Origin of the sequence: Neisseria sp. HMSC058F07, assembly GCF_001810035.1 — a bacterium.
Taxonomy (GTDB): Bacteria; Pseudomonadota; Gammaproteobacteria; order Burkholderiales; family Neisseriaceae; genus Neisseria; species Neisseria perflava.
The window spans coordinates 185,131-202,723 of sequence record NZ_KV799671.1; the positions used below are offsets into that span (position 1 = coordinate 185,131).

20 protein-coding genes are annotated in these 17,593 nt (G+C 48.5%); 14 read left to right on the plus strand and 6 right to left on the minus strand.

Translation table 11 applies throughout. The features are described from left to right. Positions 1-131: 131 nt before the first annotated feature. Together HMPREF2696_RS11985 and HMPREF2696_RS03000 are read right to left on the minus strand one after the other, a co-directional pair. Positions 132-362, minus strand: a complete 231-nt coding sequence (locus HMPREF2696_RS11985; RefSeq protein WP_198400583.1) for a histidine phosphatase family protein — start codon at positions 360-362, stop codon at positions 132-134. Positions 363-432: 70 nt separating this feature from the next. Continuing rightward, a complete protein-coding gene (locus HMPREF2696_RS03000) occupies positions 433-1,014 on the minus strand; it encodes a superoxide dismutase (RefSeq protein WP_003683473.1) in 582 nt (193 codons plus the stop codon). 154 nt (positions 1,015-1,168) lie between these two features. On the opposite strand from HMPREF2696_RS03000, the gene dnaB reads away from it, so the two are divergent. From dnaB to HMPREF2696_RS03030, 6 genes are all read left to right on the plus strand, one after another. Next, positions 1,169-2,575, plus strand: a complete 1,407-nt coding sequence (dnaB, locus tag HMPREF2696_RS03005) for a replicative DNA helicase (protein ID WP_070587735.1) — start codon at positions 1,169-1,171, stop codon at positions 2,573-2,575. 156 nt (positions 2,576-2,731) lie between these two features. After that, positions 2,732-3,397, plus strand: coding sequence for a pilus assembly FimT family protein (locus HMPREF2696_RS03010; protein WP_004519798.1), 666 nt, complete (start codon positions 2,732-2,734; stop codon positions 3,395-3,397). 15 nt (positions 3,398-3,412) lie between these two features. After that, on the plus strand, positions 3,413-4,060 hold the full coding sequence (pilV, locus tag HMPREF2696_RS03015) for a type IV pilus modification protein PilV (RefSeq protein WP_210383756.1): 648 nt from the start codon (positions 3,413-3,415) through the stop codon (positions 4,058-4,060). A gap of 2 nt (positions 4,061-4,062) precedes the next feature. After that, a complete protein-coding gene (locus HMPREF2696_RS03020; RefSeq protein WP_070587741.1) occupies positions 4,063-4,998 on the plus strand; it encodes a PilW family protein in 936 nt (311 codons plus the stop codon). Beyond that, on the plus strand, positions 4,977-5,522 hold the full coding sequence (locus HMPREF2696_RS03025) for a pilus assembly PilX family protein (protein ID WP_070587744.1): 546 nt from the start codon (positions 4,977-4,979) through the stop codon (positions 5,520-5,522). The genes HMPREF2696_RS03020 and HMPREF2696_RS03025 overlap by 22 nt, the downstream gene beginning before the upstream one ends. 4 nt (positions 5,523-5,526) lie before the next feature. Next, complete coding sequence (locus tag HMPREF2696_RS03030) at positions 5,527-6,015, plus strand: PilX family type IV pilin (RefSeq protein ID WP_070587747.1); 489 nt, start codon at positions 5,527-5,529, stop codon at positions 6,013-6,015. A 52-nt stretch (positions 6,016-6,067) separates the two neighbouring features. Here the strand turns inward: HMPREF2696_RS03030 and HMPREF2696_RS03035 are convergent, their stop codons facing one another. Further along, complete coding sequence (locus tag HMPREF2696_RS03035; protein WP_036490614.1) at positions 6,068-6,688, minus strand: Smr/MutS family protein; 621 nt, start codon at positions 6,686-6,688, stop codon at positions 6,068-6,070. A gap of 136 nt (positions 6,689-6,824) precedes the next feature. On the opposite strand from HMPREF2696_RS03035, the gene HMPREF2696_RS03040 reads away from it, so the two are divergent. The 7 genes from HMPREF2696_RS03040 (at position 6,825) to HMPREF2696_RS03070 (ending at position 13,747) form a co-directional block, all read left to right on the plus strand. Next, entirely contained in the window at positions 6,825-7,202 is a 378-nt protein-coding gene (locus tag HMPREF2696_RS03040; RefSeq protein ID WP_070587750.1) for a hypothetical protein, read from the plus strand. A 135-nt stretch (positions 7,203-7,337) separates the two neighbouring features. Continuing rightward, the gene (gene trpE / locus HMPREF2696_RS03045; RefSeq protein ID WP_039862151.1) at positions 7,338-8,813 is read left to right on the plus strand and encodes an anthranilate synthase component I; all 1,476 of its coding nucleotides are present in this window, start codon (positions 7,338-7,340) and stop codon (positions 8,811-8,813) included. Between the two features lie 43 nt (positions 8,814-8,856). Continuing rightward, positions 8,857-9,426 carry an RNA 2'-phosphotransferase gene (locus HMPREF2696_RS03050; RefSeq protein WP_004519807.1) on the plus strand — a complete coding sequence of 190 codons (570 nt, stop codon included), beginning with the start codon at positions 8,857-8,859 and terminating at the stop codon, positions 9,424-9,426. 83 nt (positions 9,427-9,509) lie between these two features. Then, positions 9,510-10,646 (plus strand): 5-(carboxyamino)imidazole ribonucleotide synthase, encoded by a 1,137-nt coding sequence (locus HMPREF2696_RS03055; RefSeq protein ID WP_039862153.1) that lies wholly within the window; start codon positions 9,510-9,512, stop codon positions 10,644-10,646. A 71-nt stretch (positions 10,647-10,717) separates the two neighbouring features. Then, positions 10,718-11,200, plus strand: coding sequence for a GNAT family N-acetyltransferase (locus HMPREF2696_RS03060; protein ID WP_004519810.1), 483 nt, complete (start codon positions 10,718-10,720; stop codon positions 11,198-11,200). A 35-nt stretch (positions 11,201-11,235) separates the two neighbouring features. Continuing rightward, positions 11,236-13,212: a DNA mismatch repair endonuclease MutL gene (gene mutL / locus HMPREF2696_RS03065; protein ID WP_070587751.1), complete on the plus strand. Its 1,977-nt coding sequence runs from the start codon at positions 11,236-11,238 to the stop codon at positions 13,210-13,212. A gap of 88 nt (positions 13,213-13,300) precedes the next feature. Continuing rightward, the gene (locus tag HMPREF2696_RS03070) at positions 13,301-13,747 is read left to right on the plus strand and encodes a hypothetical protein (protein WP_004519812.1); all 447 of its coding nucleotides are present in this window, start codon (positions 13,301-13,303) and stop codon (positions 13,745-13,747) included. A 69-nt stretch (positions 13,748-13,816) separates the two neighbouring features. Here the strand turns inward: HMPREF2696_RS03070 and kdsA are convergent, their stop codons facing one another. The 3 genes from kdsA to HMPREF2696_RS03085 all read right to left on the minus strand — a co-directional run bounded on the left by kdsA (position 13,817) and on the right by HMPREF2696_RS03085 (position 16,737). Continuing rightward, complete coding sequence (kdsA, locus tag HMPREF2696_RS03075; protein ID WP_070587754.1) at positions 13,817-14,659, minus strand: 3-deoxy-8-phosphooctulonate synthase; 843 nt, start codon at positions 14,657-14,659, stop codon at positions 13,817-13,819. A gap of 74 nt (positions 14,660-14,733) precedes the next feature. Next, the gene (panD, locus tag HMPREF2696_RS03080; RefSeq protein ID WP_003678944.1) at positions 14,734-15,117 is read right to left on the minus strand and encodes an aspartate 1-decarboxylase; all 384 of its coding nucleotides are present in this window, start codon (positions 15,115-15,117) and stop codon (positions 14,734-14,736) included. Positions 15,118-15,195: 78 nt separating this feature from the next. Continuing rightward, complete coding sequence (locus HMPREF2696_RS03085; RefSeq protein ID WP_070587757.1) at positions 15,196-16,737, minus strand: YdgA family protein; 1,542 nt, start codon at positions 16,735-16,737, stop codon at positions 15,196-15,198. A 191-nt stretch (positions 16,738-16,928) separates the two neighbouring features. On the opposite strand from HMPREF2696_RS03085, the gene HMPREF2696_RS03090 reads away from it, so the two are divergent. Continuing rightward, complete coding sequence (locus HMPREF2696_RS03090; RefSeq protein WP_004519816.1) at positions 16,929-17,519, plus strand: aminodeoxychorismate/anthranilate synthase component II; 591 nt, start codon at positions 16,929-16,931, stop codon at positions 17,517-17,519. Positions 17,520-17,593: the final 74 nt, after the last annotated feature.

Below are 17,593 nucleotides of genomic sequence, written 5' to 3' on the forward strand. Positions count from 1 at the left end.
CGATGTGATTAAAAATCCACAAGTGGAACAATACTTAGCAGACTACCAAGCACACTTAGAAAAAGTATTCGGCTAATGGCAAAAAAGGTGGGTAAAATGCCCACTTTTTTATTATTGATGAATGGGTGTGATCATTGTAAATGAGCCACATCGTTAAGCTGCTCAATATGAAAACCGCTTTCACTATCATATTTCACAATACTGATTGAAGTATGCAACAATGACACGGATTTACCCTCATCACGATGGTTTTCCCAAGTCGCTCCGCCTAGTAAGGACAATAAAAGCCGCAGGGTATGACCATGCGATACCACTAAAATATTAGCGCCCGATTGATGTATCGTAAAGGGCGGCCATTGCACGTACTGCTAATTGTTCAAAGGTTTCAGGCCGTCTGAAAAATTTTCAGACGGCCTTTTCACTCATATCGTTTTATGCGGCGAAGCGTTTGGCAACTTCATCCCAGTTAACAATTTCCCAGAAACCTTTCAGGTAGTTAGGACGGCTGTTGCGGTAGTCGATGTAGTAGGCGTGTTCCCATACGTCGCAAGTCAACAGCGGAGTGTTTTCAGTAGTCAGCGGAGTACCTGCATTGGAAGTAGAAACCAGATCCAATTCACCGGCAGGTGTTTTCACCAACCATGCCCAACCGGAGCCGAAAGTACCGGCCGCGCAAGCATTGAACGCTTCTTGAAATTTCTCGAAGCTGCCCCATTTGGCGTCGATGGCTGCAGCCAATTCGCCGGCAGGTTTGCCTTGGCCTTTAGGGGTAAAGCCCAGCCAGTAGAAAGTGTGGTTCCAAGTTTGGGCAGCGTTGTTGAACATACCGCCGGAAGATTTTTTCACGATTTCTTCCAAAGGCATTTCTTCAAACTCAGTGCCTTTGATTTGATTGTTCAAATTGGTGATGTAAGTTTGATGGTGTTTGCCGTAGTGAAACTCCAAAGTTTCTTTGGTTAGATGGGGAGATAACGCATCCAGTTCATAAGGCAATTGTGGCAGCTTGTGTTCCATTTTTATGCTCCTAATTATTGATATTTATATTTTGGTAGTGTACGTCGTCATATTGACAATATAGCTATTTTACCTGCTTTAGCCTAAACAAACCAATTGAACTTACACTGCGTTATAATAGCGGATTACAATTTTCCAGCCAGAGATGCCCGTCATGAGCAATTATTCCGATATGCCGTCTGAAGACCGTGAAATCAGCGCATTATCACTGCCGCCACATTCCACAGAAGCGGAGCAATCCGTATTGGGCGGCCTGATGCTGGAAAATTCTGCTTGGGACCGTATTGCCGATGTCGTTTCCGGCGAGGATTTCTACCGCCACGAACACCGCCTGATTTTTCGTGCCATTGCCAACCTGATTAACGAAAGCCGCCCTGCCGACGTCATTACCGTTCAAGAAAGTTTGGAACGCAATGAAGAATTGGAAGCAGCAGGCGGATTCAACTATCTGATTACACTGGCGCAAAACACGCCATCCGCTGCCAATATCCGCCGCTACGCCGAAATCGTGCGAGAACGTTCCATCATGCGCCAGCTTGCCGAAGTCGGCACGGAAATTGCGCGTAGCGCATACAATCCACAAGGGCGCGATGCAGGTCAGCTTTTGGACGAGGCGGAAAACAAAGTATTCCAAATTGCCGAAAGTACCGCCAAATCCAAACAAGGCTTCCTTGAGATGCCCGACCTTTTGAAAGAAGTGGTCGAGCGCATCGATATGCTTTATTCGCGCGACAATCCTGATGAAGTAACCGGTATATCGACAGGCTTTATCGACCTCGATAAAAAAACATCAGGCCTCCAACCGGGCGATTTGATCATCGTCGCAGGCCGTCCTTCCATGGGTAAAACCGCCTTTTCGATCAACATCGCAGAACACGTTGCCGTAGATGGCAAGCTGCCTGTTGCCGTATTCTCGATGGAAATGGGCGGTGCGCAGCTGGTTATGCGTATGCTGGGTTCTGTCGGACGTTTGGATCAAAGCGTTTTAAAAACCGGCAGATTACAAGACGAACACTGGGGCCGTCTGAACGAGGCGGTCGTTAAACTCTCCGATGCACCCATGTATATCGATGAAACGCCGGGTTTGACTGCACTCGAACTGCGCGCCCGCGCCCGTCGTCTTGCCCGCCAGTTCAACGGTAAATTGGGCTTGATCGTCATCGACTACCTGCAATTAATGTCAGGCTCCGGCCGTTCTGACAACCGCGCTTCCGAGCTTGGCGAAATTTCCCGCTCACTCAAAGCATTAGCCAAAGAATTGCAAGTTCCCGTCATTGCACTGTCGCAGTTAAGCCGTACCGTTGAGCAGCGTACCGACAAACGCCCGATGATGTCCGACTTGCGTGAATCCGGCGCAATCGAACAAGATGCCGACTTGATTATGTTTATGTATCGTGATGAATACTACAACTCAGAATCACCCGCAAAAGGCTTGGCGGAATGTATTATCGGTAAACACCGTAACGGTCCCGTCGGGAAAGTATTCCTCACTTGGATGGGTCAATTTACCAAATTTGATAATGCCGCCTATGTTCCAGAATCCATGTTGATGGAAGATTGAGACAGATTGTCTGAAAAACTAACCGAATTTCATATTTCATTAGTCACGCATTACAAAATCGTTTAAAATAAATCTAATAAAAGCAAAAGCATTGCCACAGGCAAATGCAAAAGAGAAAACGTCAGTTACCCAACACATTACTACCAAAAATCACTCATGTATCAGACACAAAAAGGCTTCACCCTAATTGAGTTGCTGATCGTCATTACTATTGCAGCAGTAATGGCCGTCATCGCACTTCCCAATATGAATCAATGGATTGCCTCCAGACGTGCAGCATCGCAAGCAGAGCAAATTGCCAATCTGCTGCGCTTCGCGCGAAATGAGGCCGTCCGTCTCAATCTTCCCGTTTACATCTGCCCGGTCAAAATCAAATCCGATGGCTCGCCCAATAATGGTTGCGATTCCAAATATGCCGGTAATGGTATGTTGGCCTACGCCGATAAAAACGAAGACTTACGCTATCAAAACGATACTGTCGATTTATCCATCCGCTCCATTATCCTTAATGGAGATACTGACAAAGTGGAATACAGCTTTAACTATATCCCTATCGGCAATGACCGTTCTGCCCTCTCTGCTTCAGCTCCAAAAGAAGTCTGGTGGAGATTTCTTCCCAATGGTACATTTGGCCATTCAATCGATGGAAAGAATTATCAATTTTCAGACGGCCACATCAAAATCAGCCTGACGGATAAATCCGCCACCGATGCTGAAACCAAGAAAGCCCGTGCTACCGTACTTTTAATCAATGGCAATGGGCATGTCGAAATCTGTGCTAAAAACGATGAGCGCAAAATGTGCGAATACTCTTCCAAATAATAACAACGGTATCTTATGAACATTACTAATCCTACTCATATCAGATTATTTAAAGGCCGTCTGAAAACGAGCTCAACAAGCTTTACTCCAAAACTTCAATCAGGCATGACCCTGATTGAAGTTTTGATTGCCATGTTTGTCCTTGCCATCGGTGTGCTTGCCCTTCTGGCTGTCCAACTGCGTACCGTATCCAACGTGCGCGAGTCTGAAAATCAAACCACCGTCGCCCAAATTACGCAAAATCTGATTGAAGGCATGCTCATTAACCCAACGCTCTCTGAAGAAACCGATACTACAGGGGAAAAAACCTCCCGTTATAAAAAATCCTATGATGCCTATCTAAAATCCGACTCTAAACAAACTGGAAAATTTGAAGCCAAAATGAGCAAAGCCCAACTTGCACAGGCTCAAATTGCACAGTTTAAGGCCGACTTAGCCAAAGCCCTTCCCGAAGCCCAAGTGTTCTCAACCATCTGCAAAGATTCTTCCGGTGCAGAGCCGACTTACGAAAATGGCTTCCAAGCAAACTGCGATGGCAAAGGCGACACAACCATCGTTAAAGTTTTATGGTTGCAAGATGTCGAAGAAGAAAATAGCGCAAAAAATCTCAACACATCGGGGCATCACGTTGTCTATACCTACCAATCACGCGTAAGAGACTAACAATGAACAATAAACGCTTACTCAACCATATTCCCAATAAAACTGCTATGCGCGGTTTCAGCATCCTTGAATTTCTGGTTGCCAGCCTGCTCAGCATGATCGTCTTAATGGCTGTCAGCTCCACCTACTTTACTGCACGCGGATTGAACAAATCTGCCAACACCCGTATCGGTATCCAACAAGATTTGCGTAACACCGCCAACATGATTGTCCGCGATGCGCGTATGGCAGGCAATTTCGGCTGCTTCAATATGGCGAATTCTCCTGCCTCTGCAGTGATAGAAGACAAAAGCTCAGATGAATATACCTTAAAAACAGCCGGTGTGAATAAGCTGTTGCCAGTTAAAGAAATCAATAAATTAGGCTATGCAGGTTTTGCTCAAACCGGCAAAGCTCTGCTGTTTCAATACGGTATCGACAAAGCAAACCCTGCTGCAAAAACTACCATTGTCAGCAGCTGTTTCGGCATTGCCAAACCTCAAACAGAAATTAAAGATTTGGCTGCGGCAAAATTGGCTTTAAAAATTAACGACTCTGATCAAGACGGCAGTATCGCCATCATGAAACATGAAATGATTGCTTACGCTGTCGGAAAACTTGGCGAAGAGAGCGGTTTGTTCCGTTTCCAATTATCAAATGATGGCTCATGGAGTAATCCGCAGCTGTTGATTAAAGGCATTACAACCATGGATATCCACTATATCTATGCAGAATGTCCTGATTCTGAAAATGCATCTGCCAGCGGAGTAAATACAGAATCATTTGATTACAAAAACGCATTGGATATCTCAGCTGAGGCTAAGTCTCCGGCTTCTATCCAAATCGTACTGAATAACGGCAGTATTGACCCATCAAAAGAACAAGACAATAAAGTCGATATCTATAATATTAATGCCACTATCCGCGGAGGAAACGTATGTGCCGACCGATCACTCTAATCAAACCTGACCGGCAGCAGGGCTATGCTTTGTTTATCGTCTTAATGATGATGGTCGTCATCGCCCTGCTCGTGGTCACAGCTACCCAGTCCTACAATACTGAACAGCGTATCAGCACCAATGATGCCGACCGCAAACTGGCAACCACTTTGGCCGAAGCGGCACTGCGTGAAGGTGAAAATCAAATTTTTGATATTGAAGGTAAAAAGACTACTTTTACCGCAAAATGTGAAAAAGGTTTATGTTCCACGCCAAACGTCAAATCCAATGGCGATTTTACTGAAGAAGGTAGCCCAACCGTAGATGCTTGGAAGCGTAAATGCGACAAAAGCCTGTGTATTGACATCAATGGTATGGAATATCCTGTAGATAAAAAAAGCGGCATCGCAAACAATCCACGCTACATCATCGAATATTTAGGCAAAACTACTGAGGGTCGAATTACCTACCGCGTTACTGCCAAAGCATGGGGTAAGAATGCCAATACCCAAGTCGTTCTTCAGTCTTACGTTGCCAGCGAATAATATAATGAATAAAACCTTTACCAAACAACTAGGCTTTACGCTGGTTGAAATGATGATTGCCGTCGCCATCTTAGCCATCCTGAGCGTCATTGCCATTCCGTCTTACAACCGCTACATTGAACGCGGCTACCAATCACAAGCGCATGCCGAGTTAGTCGCCATCAATTCCGCTTTTAAAAACCAGATGGTTAAAAATCCAAAGTGGAAAACTGATGAGGTTAAAACTCAGTTGGATGACTTTATTACCTCATATAAAGGCCATAAAGATTTGGCAGACAAATACAAATACTCCGCCGAAATGATTGATGCCAGTACAAGCCGAGCCTATCGTTTGAAAGCCATTCCCACAAAAACAGGCTATACCCTTTCCGTTTGGATGGATAGTTTGGGCAATGCTTACAAATGCACTGATATTGATTCAGCCAATAATTTCAAAACCGCAATGACCAATGGCAAAGGTTGCGAATCAATTTCCAAAAAGAAATCTTCTTAGTCTGACAACCATAAAAAAGCAGTGTCATTTTATCGACACTGCTTTTTATATTTTACTGTTTCCAATCATCGTCTCGGCGTTGACGCTTCAACAAAATCCTGACTGCGCCATCATTGCCTTGTCGAGGTTCGACATAAGCCAACACGTCAGGATGCTGCATCAACCAGCGACGCGTCATATTTTTCAAAACCGGTTTATAGCCTGCAGAACCCAAGCCGCTGCCATGGACAATCTCGCCACAAACGCCGCGTTTTTTCGTAAACTCAATAAATTCGTTCAATACCTGCTGCGCTTCTTCCTGCGTATAGCCGTGTAAATCTACATCCGCCACCACGGGATAATGGCCGTTTCGCAAACGCATCAAATCATTTTTACCCTGCCCGTTTTTACTGAACGAAGCCGGCGGTTCTTCCCAGCCGCCGCTACCCACATAAAAATAATCTTCCTGCTCCAAAGTTGCCATTTCTTTAGGTCGCGGCTTGATAGGTGATTTATCACGGGGCTGTTCATAATAGTTACCGGCATTTTTTAACGGCGTAACCTTACCAACCGCCTTGCTGAAATCCACATCTTCTGCCTGCTTTTTAGCCTTCGCTTCCGCTTCCCGTTCCGCAGCTTCCTTTTTCGCCTGTTTGCCCAAAGCCTTCAGCGTTTCTTGAAAGTTTGCCGTCATGGTTTGTCCTTTCCAAAAAATTGATTGCGCACATTATAGCAAACCCGATTACAAGTCCGTCTGAAAGACTCTTATCATTGCTTCTTGTTTAGGGTATAGTATTAACGCATTGCCAGTCTTATAAAAGAGAGAAAATATGTTTAAACGCCCGGAAGAAATCATCGTCTTGATACTTGCCCTATTATGGGTCGCACTCAGCTACTACTTTGCCGCCATCCTGATTTCAGATGCCTACACCATTCTCCTGATTACCGTACTGACTTTTGTTTGGGCGGTCATCTGTTTCCTTTTATGGCAACGCAACTTAAGCCGTCATATTTGGCCGCTGTTCCTCGGCAGCCTGGTTGCCTGCTGGTGGCCATACTTCACTTGGCTTGCAAGCGACGTTCCTGAAGGTACATGGTATTCAGGCTGGACATTCAAATCCATTATCGCCCTGATTCCCGTTGTTGCCGCTTATGTTTTCAAGTGGAAACGGAGCCGAAAAAACAAAATCGGCAATACCCTTGCCTGATACCTCGCGCCGTCTTTTTCAGACGGCGTTTTCTATATCTGACATAACGCTCAGACTGTCAACAATCCCAATAAAATGCTATACTCTTCACACGATTTAACACCCTAAAACAGGCCGTCTGAAAGACTTATCAAGATGATCAGCAAACAAGAATACCAAGCCCAAGCCACACAAGGTTACAACCGCATTCCACTCGTTCAAGAGCTGCTTGCCGACTTGGACACACCGCTCTCAATCTACCTCAAACTTGCCAACAAGCCTTTCACCTACCTGCTCGAATCCGTTGTCGGTGGCGAACGCTTCGGCCGCTATTCCTTTATCGGCCTGCCTTGCAGCCACTATCTCAAAACCAGCGGCAAACATGTCGATGTGTATCAAAACGGCGAAATCGTCGAACAACACGACGGCAATCCCCTGCCCTTTATCGAAGCCTTCCACAACCGCTTCAAAACGCCCGAAATCCCAAGCCTGCCGCGCTTTACCGGCGGCCTGGTCGGCTATTTCGGTTATGAAACCATCTACAATTTCGAACATTTTGCCCACCGCCTGAAACATACAGCCAAAGCCGATCCGCTCGGTACGCCCGACATCCTCCTGATGCTCTCGCAAGAGCTTGCCGTAGTGGATAATCTAAGCGGCAAAATCTACCTGATTGTTTATGCCGATCCCTCTCAAGCCAATAGCTACGAACACGCGCGCGAACGTCTTGAAGACATCCGTACCCAGTTACGCCAAAGTTGCGCCATCCCGCTTTCCCTCGGCAGCAAGCAGACGCAAGCAGTCAGCGAATTTGGAGAAGAACCTTTCAAAGCCTGCGTCAACAAAATCAAAGACTACATCTTTGCAGGCGACTGCATGCAGGTTGTCCCCAGCCAACGCATGAGCATGGAATTTACCGACAATCCGCTTGCCCTCTACCGCGCCCTGCGTACGCTGAACCCATCGCCGTATATGTTCTACTACGATTTCGGCGATTTCCATATTGTCGGCTCTTCGCCCGAAATCCTCGTCCGCCGCGAATGCGACGATGTTATCGTCCGTCCTATCGCCGGTACACGCCTGCGCGGCAAAACACTAGCCGAAGACCTTGCCAACGAACAAGACCTGCTGAGCGATGCCAAAGAGATTGCCGAACACGTCATGTTGATTGACTTAGGACGCAACGACGTCGGCCGTATCAGTAAAACCGGCGAAGTCAAAGTCACCGACAAAATGGTGATTGAAAAATACTCCCATGTGATGCACATCGTCTCCAATGTCGAAGGCCGTCTGAAAGACGGCATGACCAACATGGACATCCTCGCCGCCACCTTCCCGGCAGGCACACTTTCCGGTGCCCCCAAAGTCCGCGCCATGGAAATCATCGAAGAAGTCGAACCGAGCAAACGCGGCATCTACGGCGGCGCAGTCGGCGTATGGAGTTTCAACAACGACATGGATTTGGCCATTGCCATCCGCACCGCCGTGATTAAAAACAATACCCTCTTCGTCCAAAGCGGCGCAGGCGTAGTTGCCGACTCTGACCCAACCTCCGAATGGCAGGAAACCCAAAACAAAGCCCGCGCAGTAATCCGCGCAGCGCAAATGGTGCAAGAAGGATTGGATAAATAATTTTCAGACGGCCTGCACTCTGAAATAAATAAACAACAAGATTATGATACTCAACGAAAAACAATTAAAATCCGTCAGCAAATTCCTCAGCTTTATCTTGCGCCACCATCCCGAGCAAATCGGCATTACTTTGGATAAAGACGGCTGGGTGGATATTGATACCCTACTGACGCAGGTAAATCATCCCGAGCGTGGCTTTACAGGTAATCCGCTGACCTACGAAGTATTGCTGGAAGTGGTCGAAAACAATGATAAAAAACGGTTTACCCTTTCTGAAGACGGCAAACGCATCCGCGCTGCACAAGGTCATTCGACGGCACAAGTTCAGGTTGAACACAAAGTGGCAACGCCTCCTCAGATTTTGTATCACGGTACGGCTGAGCGCTCTGTTCCGTCTATATTGGAACAAGGTCTGCATTCTGCCTCCCGTCATTTTGTCCATCTGTCTGCCGATGCCGAAACAGCCGTCAACGTCGGCTCTCGCCACGGCAAACCGGTTGTATTGACCATCGACACTGTCGCCATGCTTGCAGCAGGACATCAATTTTATTTGGCGGACAACGGCGTATGGTTAACTGAAAACGTTCCGCCGCAATTTATCGGCAAACTTTAAAACATCAGGCCGTCTGAAGCCGTAAAACCATTTTCAGACGGCCTGCAAACACCCTACCCAATTTCTTCATAAAGCGATTATCCATGAACACATCCCCCATCCTCCCTCCTGCTATGCTCGGCATTCTTGGCGGCGGACAATTAGGCAGAATGTTTACTGTTGCTGCCAAAACCATGGGCTACAAAGTAACCGTACTCGATCCCGACCCGAATGCGCCGGCAGCAGAATTTGCCGACCGTCATTTATGCGTGCCGTTTGACGACCAAGCTGCTTTGGAAGAATTGGCAAAATGCGCGGCAGTTACGACTGAGTTTGAAAACGTCAATGCCGACGCGATGCGTTTTCTCGCCAAACACACCAATGTTTCCCCCAGCGGCGACTGTGTTGCCATCGCGCAAAACCGCATTCAGGAAAAGGCATGGATACGCAAAGCAGGCCTGCAAACCGCGCCGTATCAAGCAGTTTGCAAGACCGAAGACATCACTGAAGAAAGCATACAATTTCTGCCCGGTATCCTGAAAACCGCCACTTTGGGCTACGACGGCAAAGGCCAAATCCGCGTAAAAACATTGGATGAACTCAAAGCCGCGTTTGCCGAACACGGCGGCGTGGATTGCGTTTTGGAAAAAATGGTGGACTTGCGCGGCGAGATTTCCGTTATCGTATGCCGTCTGAACAATGACAACGTGCAAACTTTCGACCCTGCCGAAAACATTCACGAAAACGGTATCCTCGCCTACTCCATCGTCCCTGCACGACTGAGTGCCGACATTCAGCTACAAGCGCGACAAATGGCGCAGCGTTTGGCCGATGGGTTGAACTACGTCGGCGTATTGGCAGTAGAAATGTTTGTTGTCGGCGACACACATGAATTGGTCGTCAACGAAATCGCCCCGCGTCCGCACAATTCCGGCCACCATACCATCGACGCCTGCGCGACAGACCAATTCCAGCAACAGGTTCGCCTGATGTGCAACCTGCCTCCGGCTGACACCAAATTGCTGAGCTCTTGCTGTATGGCGAATATTTTGGGTGACGTTTGGAAGAAAGACGGCGACGAACCCGAATGGCTGCCGCTGCAAAGCAACCCGAATGCACATCTGCATCTTTACGGTAAAAAAGCCGCGCGCAAAGGCCGAAAAATGGGCCACTTTACCGTCTTGGCCAATGATGCGGACAACGCGTTCCAAACTGCACAAACCTTACATCAAAGCCTGTAACCTTACCCACTTTTTCAGACGGCCTTTGGTTGCCAAAGGCCGTCTGAAATCAATTTTTCCGACCATCCGCCATGAGCCTTCTGACCATCCTCCGTCCGGCAACCGAAAAAGACTGCCAAGCCATACACAACGCCCATCTGCATGCCGTTCAATACGCCTGCATCCGCAGTTACGATGAAACCATTATGCACGCATGGGAAAGTCTGCTCGACATCAACAGCTATTTGGAAACCATCTCCGATAAAAACAAAGCCTTGTGGGTGGTCGAATACAAAGGGCTGATTCAAGGCTTCTTCCAAGTCGATTTCAAAGAAGCGCAACTGGACGCCTTATACGTCCATCCGCTCTTCCACAATCTCGGCTTGGGCACGGCCCTGCTCAGCCGCTCCGAAGAAATGGCACGAAATGCAGGTCTCAGCTTTCTCAAACTGTATGCCTCGCTCAATTCCGTGCCTTTCTATCGCCTCAACCGTTATGAATCGCTCGGCACTGCCGTGTTGCAACTGAACAAAACCGTCCGCGTCGAATGCGAATTGATGCGCAAATACCTGTAAATTCCCCTTCCGCCGTTGCTTTTTGAAAGAAACCGATGTCCCGAATTGCCGCCCTGCCCGACCATCTTGTCAACCAAATCGCCGCCGGCGAAGTGGTCGAACGTCCTGCCAACGCCTTGAAAGAAATCGTTGAAAACAGCATCGATGCAGGAGCGACAACGATTGATGTCGAGCTGGCCGGCGGCGGTATCCGCCTAATTCGCGTCAGCGACAACGGCAGCGGTATCCATCCGGACGACATCGAGCTTGCGCTCCACCGCCACGCCACCAGCAAAATCAAAACCTTAAACGATTTGGAACACGTTGCCAGCATGGGCTTTCGCGGCGAAGGCTTGGCCAGTATCGCCTCCGTCAGCCGCCTGACCCTGACCAGCCGTCAAGAAGACAGTTCGCACGCGACCCAAGTCAAAGCCGAAGACGGCAAACTCAGCAGTCCTACGGCAGCCGCCCACCCCGTCGGCACCACCATCGAAGCTGCCGAACTCTTCTTCAATACCCCCGCGCGGCGCAAGTTCCTCAAATCTGAAAACACCGAATACGCCCACTGCGCCACCATGCTCGAACGCCTCGCTCTGGCGCATCCGCACATTGCCTTCTCACTCAAACGCGACAGCAAACAAGTATTCAAACTTCCTGCACAAAGCCTGCATGAACGGATTGCCGCCATTGTCGGCGATGATTTTCAGACGGCCTCATTGGAAATTGACAGCGGCAATGGCGCGCTGCGGCTTTATGGCGCGATTGCCAAGCCGACCTTTGCCAAAGGCAAAACCGACAAACAATACTGCTTCGTCAACCATCGTTTTGTCCGCGACAAAGTCATGCTCCATGCCGTCAAGCAGGCATACCGCGACGTATTGCACAACGCGCTGACGCCTGCTTTCGTCCTCTTCCTCGACCTGCCGCCCGAAGCCGTGGATGTCAACGTCCACCCGACCAAAACAGAGATCCGCTTCCACGACAGCCAGCAGGTGCACCAACTCGTGTTCCACACGCTCAACAAAGCCCTTGCCGATACACGCGCCGACCTGACCGAAAGCGTCAGCAATGCAGGCGAAGTGTTGCATGACATTACCGGCGTTACTCCTGCACCAATGCCGTCTGAAAACAACAGCGAAAATCTGTTTGATAGCGCATCCAACTACCCAACAGGCAACAAACCCGATACACGCAATGCCTTTGGTCCATCAGGCAAAACCGCGCCCATGCCCTACCAAGCCTCGCGTGCGCCGCAACAACGCAGCCTGTCTCTGCGCGAAAGCCGCGCGGCCATGAATACTTACGCCGAGCTCTACAAAAAAACCGACGACATCGACCTTGAGTTGAGCCAATTCGAGCAGGCATGTTTCGGTAATATGCCGTCTGAAACGCCTACTCCCCAAACAGATACGCCGCTTTCAGACGGCCTTCCCTCCCAATCCGAACTGCCGCCACTAGGCTTCGCCATCGCCCAACTCTTAGGCATCTACATCCTTGCCCAAGCCGAAGACAGCCTGTTGCTCATCGATATGCACGCTGCCGCCGAACGCGTCAACTACGAGAAAATGAAACTCCAACGTCAGGAAAACGGCAACCTGCAAAGCCAACGCTTGCTCATCCCCGTTACCTTCGCCGCGTCCCACGAAGAATGCGCCTCCCTTGCCGATCACGCCGAAACGCTGGCAGGCTTTGGCCTGGAATTGTCCGACATGGGCGGCAATACCCTTGCCGTCCGCGCAGTTCCCGCCATGCTCGGCAAAGCCGACGTCGTTTCACTGGCCAAAGATGTATTGGGCGAACTCGCCCAAGTCGGCAGCAGCCAAACCATCGAGGAACACGAAAACCACATCCTCGCCACCATGTCCTGCCACGGCTCAGTCCGCGCCGGCCGCCAACTGACTTTGCCCGAAATGAACGCACTCCTGCGCGATATGGAAAACACACCGCGTAGCAACCAGTGCAATCACGGCCGTCCGACATGGGTCAAACTGACTTTAAAAGAATTGGATGCGTTGTTTTTACGCGGACAGTAATACAGTAATAAAGAGCAGTCAAAAGCTTTAAAGCTCCCTGAAAACATCAATATGTGTTTTTAGATAGCTTATTTGCAAAATCTCGTCTATGAATAAAACCCTATTTTTCATACTGATCACCTTATTGATACAACCTGTTTATGCAGAAAAAATAAGATATGACAAACCTGAATATTGGCAATTAATCCATTCTTATCCCGATAAAAGTAAATCGATCTACGGTAATACTCTTATCCGATCGCTTTCACCCCAAAGTTTATTGATGGAGATACGTCATAAGAAAGCTAAGCCACTGCCTAAAAATAACTCAATAAATAGTCAAAAGAATATGATAGGAAAGGACTATATTAAAGCTCGTTTTAAACTCCAAATTGACTGTGAAAATCAAAAAATGGCATATGAAGACTTTGCATTTTTTGACAGTAAGGATCAATTGAGTGCATATGGAGTCCTATCTTCCGAAGAACTGCAATGGTTTGAAATAAAAAACAATTTAATTGCTGAAAAACTCTATCGCTTTACTTGTGAGTTTTGAATAAATGCAATAAAAAATACAAAAGGCCGTCTGAAAAAATGTTCAGACGGCCTTTTAACTTATTTGCCTTTAACGAATATCCATAGGCGCAAACGATTTCACGGTTTCATCGATTGCTTTAACACGGGTCAGGAAATCTTCCAATTGCGCAAGCGGCAATGCGCTTGGGCCATCACATTTGGCTTGGTCGGGATTGGCATGGGATTCAAGGAACAAACCGGCCAATCGGGTTGCCATGCCGGCAAGCGCCAAGTCCAATACTTGGGTGCGCCGGCCGCCTGATGCTGCGGCACCGGATTCGCGCGTTTGCAGGGAATGGGTTACGTCAAAAATAACGGGCAGGTTGTGACACGTTTTTTTTATCACGCCAAAGCCGAGCATATCGACCACCAAGTTGTCGTAGCCGAAGTTTGCGCCGCGTTCGCACAAAATGATTTGCTCGTTGCCTGCTTCTTGGAATTTCTCGACGATGTTTTTCATTTGAGACGGGCTGAGGAATTGCGGCTTTTTGATGTTGATGACATTGCCGGTTTTCGCCATTGCCACCACCAAATCGGTTTGACGTGCCAAGAAGGCTGGCAGCTGAATGACATCGCAGACTTCGGCAACCGGCTGGCATTGGTAAGGCTCGTGAACGTCGGTAATCACGGGAACGTTAAACTCGCGCTTCACCGCTTGAAAAATCTTCATGCCTTCGTCCAAACCCACACCGCGGAAAGAGTGGATGGAAGAGCGGTTTGCCTTGTCGAAAGAGGCTTTGAACACGTAAGGGATACCGAGTTTATCGGTTACTTTAACGTATTGCTCACAGGCTTTCAGCGTAGAGTCGAGGTCTTCAAGGACATTGATGCCGCCGAAAAGGGTAAAGGGCGCATCGTTGCTGACGGTGATGTTGTTGATTTGGATATTCACGGCAAAGCCTTTCAGATAAGTTGAATTTGGGAAACAGGCCGTCTGAAACGTTTCAGACGGCCTTTGTTTGAATATTACAACACGGTGTGCGGCGGCTCATAAGAAATCACGTCGCGGATTTTATTGTTCTCATCGACGAGGACGACTTTCGGCTCATGCGCTGCAATTTCGGGTTCGGACAACATGACGTAAGACATGATAATTACGATGTCGCCTTTTTGAACCAAACGCGCGGCCGCGCCATTCAAGCAAACGACGCCGCTACCGCGTTCGCCGGGAATGGTGTAGGTTTCAAGACGTTCGCCGTTGTTATTGTTGACGATGGCGACTTTTTCGTTCACGCAAATACCTGCCGCATCCAGCAGGTCTTGGTCAACGGTAATGCTGCCGACGTAGTTGAGGTCGGCTTCGGTAACGGTGGCACGGTGGATTTTGCCGCCGAGCATGGTACGGAACATGGGTTTCCTTTTTGATTGTGGGTTGATTTGCGGTTTTAACTTCAGAGAAGTTAAAACCGCTGTTTGTGTGATTGAGGATTAGTTATTGGGAAAGTCTGATTCGTCGAACTCAGGTTCCGGGTCGCTTTGAAGAACTTTTCCGTTTAATTTCAACTCGCTGTTTTGCAGAGTCAGATGGGTTTTGACATTATCGTCTTCTAAGGTCAAATATTTTTCTCTTGCCATACTTTTGATGGTGCTGTCTACCATCAGGCGCAAGGTCTCGTTGATATCGTCGATGCTGGCACGACCTGCGGCTTCATCTTCGGCATTGACGCTAAACAGGCTGCTTACTTGGTTAACGGCGAGCTGCACCAACAATTTTTGCGGTACGCTCATGTTGAAGTCAGCTTCGGTTTTCTTCAGCATATCGCCCAAATTGTTGAGGTCTTTAGCTGCCAAACCTTTAAACGCGAGTTTGCCGCTGACATCGACATCACCATGAGGCATGGTGAATTTGAAGGTTTTGACGTTCAAAACCGGATTGTTGGTGAACAGGCCTGAAGCCTCGTTTTTGGCCGTCTGAATCAAGGAAGCCTGAATTTCTTCTTCGCTCATTTTCTTCACGGACACTTCGGCAATTTTGTTTTTCAATGCCAAAAGTGATGCCGCATCCAAATGCTCGGCAGCGACATTGATGTCCAGAGGGCCGTATTTGTCTTCGCCATAAGTCAGGCTTTCAAATTGGAAGCGGCCTTCACTGTTGATGAATTTATCGACTTCGCCGGTCTGCGTATCGAAACGCAGTTTGCTGACTTCGATTTTAGACGGAGCAATCGTGCCGGTCGGATTGATGAATGCACCGATTTGCAGGTTGGTCACAAGGTTGACCAACTCATTCAACTTAACGTTGTAATCGATGTTTTCTTTCCATTGCAGCAGGAATTTATCCAGCGTAATGCTGCTCTTGCCCAAAGCAAGCTTGGTCAGGCCGTCTTCCGTTTCGGATTGGAAGCGCAGGTTTTCCAAAGATACATCGCCTTTGTCGGCCAATTTGACTTGTAAAGACGGCGCGAGGTAATCGTGGCGATAGCTTTTGAAGCCTTGGCTGTAATCGGTATTGCCGCCAAAGCCTTTCCAGTTGAGCTTGATACCGGAGAGCTCTTCATAGTCGAAGGCGGGGATATTGAGGCTGAGTTTGCCGTCGCCGGAAAGATAAACCGTATTGGTCATGGTCAACGGCGTTTGCTGGCCGAAGAAGCGATCCAAAACTTTTTTGGTTTCCGGATGGTATTGGAACTCGGTTTCCACGTGCGCACGCGTACCGAAGCCGCCGGCAAACGGGCCGTGGGTCACGTGGTTGATGACCGTAATCGGCTCTTGCAGGACGGTTTTCAAATTGTCCGGCAGATATTTTTGCGTATTTTGAAGCAGGGTCGGCTTGAGGCGGATGACGGTCGTCTCGGTTGAACTGAACCAGCCGCGATCGTATTGGTGGGACTCAACGGTCAGGAAACCGGATTCCTGCAACAGCTTTTGCTGCTCGGTCAGGCTTTCTTCCGCTTTGACACCAAGATAATAAGGCGTGCCGAGCGCAGCGGCGACAACAACGGCGGCAGTCGGGATAAGATACTTTTTCATCACTTCAATTTTTCATCACTTCAAACAGATTAGGTTCAAAGCGTAAAGCATAGCATTTTTTAGCTGTTTTGTCTTATCCGCCGTTTCAGACGGCCTTTAGGTAAAGATTGTGATATTATGCAAACATAAACGATTTTTACACTTTTGGCAGGCCTTACCCTGTCTGCCAAGATGTCATTAAAGGTTTGCAAATGCTTTTATTTATCGACAATTACGACAGCTTCACCTACAACATCGTCCAATACTTTGCCGAATTGGGGCAGGAAGTTTTGGTTCGCTGCAACGATGAAATCACCATCGAAGAAATCGAAGCCGTGAAACCTCAATATCTGGTCATCGGCCCCGGCCCTTGTTCCCCGAAAGAAGCAGGCATTTCTGTTGCGGCCATGCAGCACTTTGCCGGCAGGCTGCCCGTCATGGGCGTGTGCCTCGGCCATCAAACCATGGGCGAAGCGTTCGGCGGCAATGTCGTGCGCGCGCAAACAATGATGCACGGCAAAGTCTCCCCTGTTTTCCATCACGGCACAGGCATGTTTAAAGACCTGCCCAATCCGGTCAACTGCACGCGCTACCACAGCCTCGCCATCGACCGCGCCACCCTGCCCGACTGCCTCGAAATTACCGCATGGACGGAAGATGGTGAAATCATGGGCGTACGCCACAAGGAATATGCCGTCGAAGGCGTACAGTTCCACCCCGAAGCCCTGCTGACCGAACACGGCCACGATATGCTGAAAAACTTCTTGGAAGAATTCAAAGACTACCGCCCGCAAAAATCTTAATGAAAGGCCGTCTGAAAGGTGTTTGACAATGTTCAAACCGCATTTTCAGACGGCCTGAATCACATCGGACACGA

What these genes read in the sequence shown, in the direction of transcription:
- HMPREF2696_RS03000 (WP_003683473.1), bottom strand. Translation starts at nt 1,014, where the DNA reads ATGGAACACAAGCTGCCACAATTGCCTTATGAACTGGATGCGTTATCT.
- dnaB (WP_070587735.1), top strand. Translation starts at nt 1,169, where the DNA reads ATGAGCAATTATTCCGATATGCCGTCTGAAGACCGTGAAATCAGCGCA.
- HMPREF2696_RS03010 (WP_004519798.1), top strand. Translation starts at nt 2,732, where the DNA reads ATGTATCAGACACAAAAAGGCTTCACCCTAATTGAGTTGCTGATCGTC.
- pilV (WP_210383756.1), top strand. Translation starts at nt 3,413, where the DNA reads ATGAACATTACTAATCCTACTCATATCAGATTATTTAAAGGCCGTCTG.
- HMPREF2696_RS03020 (WP_070587741.1), top strand. Translation starts at nt 4,063, where the DNA reads ATGAACAATAAACGCTTACTCAACCATATTCCCAATAAAACTGCTATG.
- HMPREF2696_RS03025 (WP_070587744.1), top strand. Translation starts at nt 4,977, where the DNA reads ATGTGCCGACCGATCACTCTAATCAAACCTGACCGGCAGCAGGGCTAT.
- HMPREF2696_RS03030 (WP_070587747.1), top strand. Translation starts at nt 5,527, where the DNA reads ATGAATAAAACCTTTACCAAACAACTAGGCTTTACGCTGGTTGAAATG.
- HMPREF2696_RS03035 (WP_036490614.1), bottom strand. Translation starts at nt 6,688, where the DNA reads ATGACGGCAAACTTTCAAGAAACGCTGAAGGCTTTGGGCAAACAGGCG.
- HMPREF2696_RS03040 (WP_070587750.1), top strand. Translation starts at nt 6,825, where the DNA reads ATGTTTAAACGCCCGGAAGAAATCATCGTCTTGATACTTGCCCTATTA.
- trpE (WP_039862151.1), top strand. Translation starts at nt 7,338, where the DNA reads ATGATCAGCAAACAAGAATACCAAGCCCAAGCCACACAAGGTTACAAC.
- HMPREF2696_RS03050 (WP_004519807.1), top strand. Translation starts at nt 8,857, where the DNA reads ATGATACTCAACGAAAAACAATTAAAATCCGTCAGCAAATTCCTCAGC.
- HMPREF2696_RS03055 (WP_039862153.1), top strand. Translation starts at nt 9,510, where the DNA reads ATGAACACATCCCCCATCCTCCCTCCTGCTATGCTCGGCATTCTTGGC.
- HMPREF2696_RS03060 (WP_004519810.1), top strand. Translation starts at nt 10,718, where the DNA reads ATGAGCCTTCTGACCATCCTCCGTCCGGCAACCGAAAAAGACTGCCAA.
- mutL (WP_070587751.1), top strand. Translation starts at nt 11,236, where the DNA reads ATGTCCCGAATTGCCGCCCTGCCCGACCATCTTGTCAACCAAATCGCC.
- HMPREF2696_RS03070 (WP_004519812.1), top strand. Translation starts at nt 13,301, where the DNA reads ATGAATAAAACCCTATTTTTCATACTGATCACCTTATTGATACAACCT.
- panD (WP_003678944.1), bottom strand. Translation starts at nt 15,117, where the DNA reads ATGTTCCGTACCATGCTCGGCGGCAAAATCCACCGTGCCACCGTTACC.
- HMPREF2696_RS03085 (WP_070587757.1), bottom strand. Translation starts at nt 16,737, where the DNA reads ATGAAAAAGTATCTTATCCCGACTGCCGCCGTTGTTGTCGCCGCTGCG.
- HMPREF2696_RS03090 (WP_004519816.1), top strand. Translation starts at nt 16,929, where the DNA reads ATGCTTTTATTTATCGACAATTACGACAGCTTCACCTACAACATCGTC.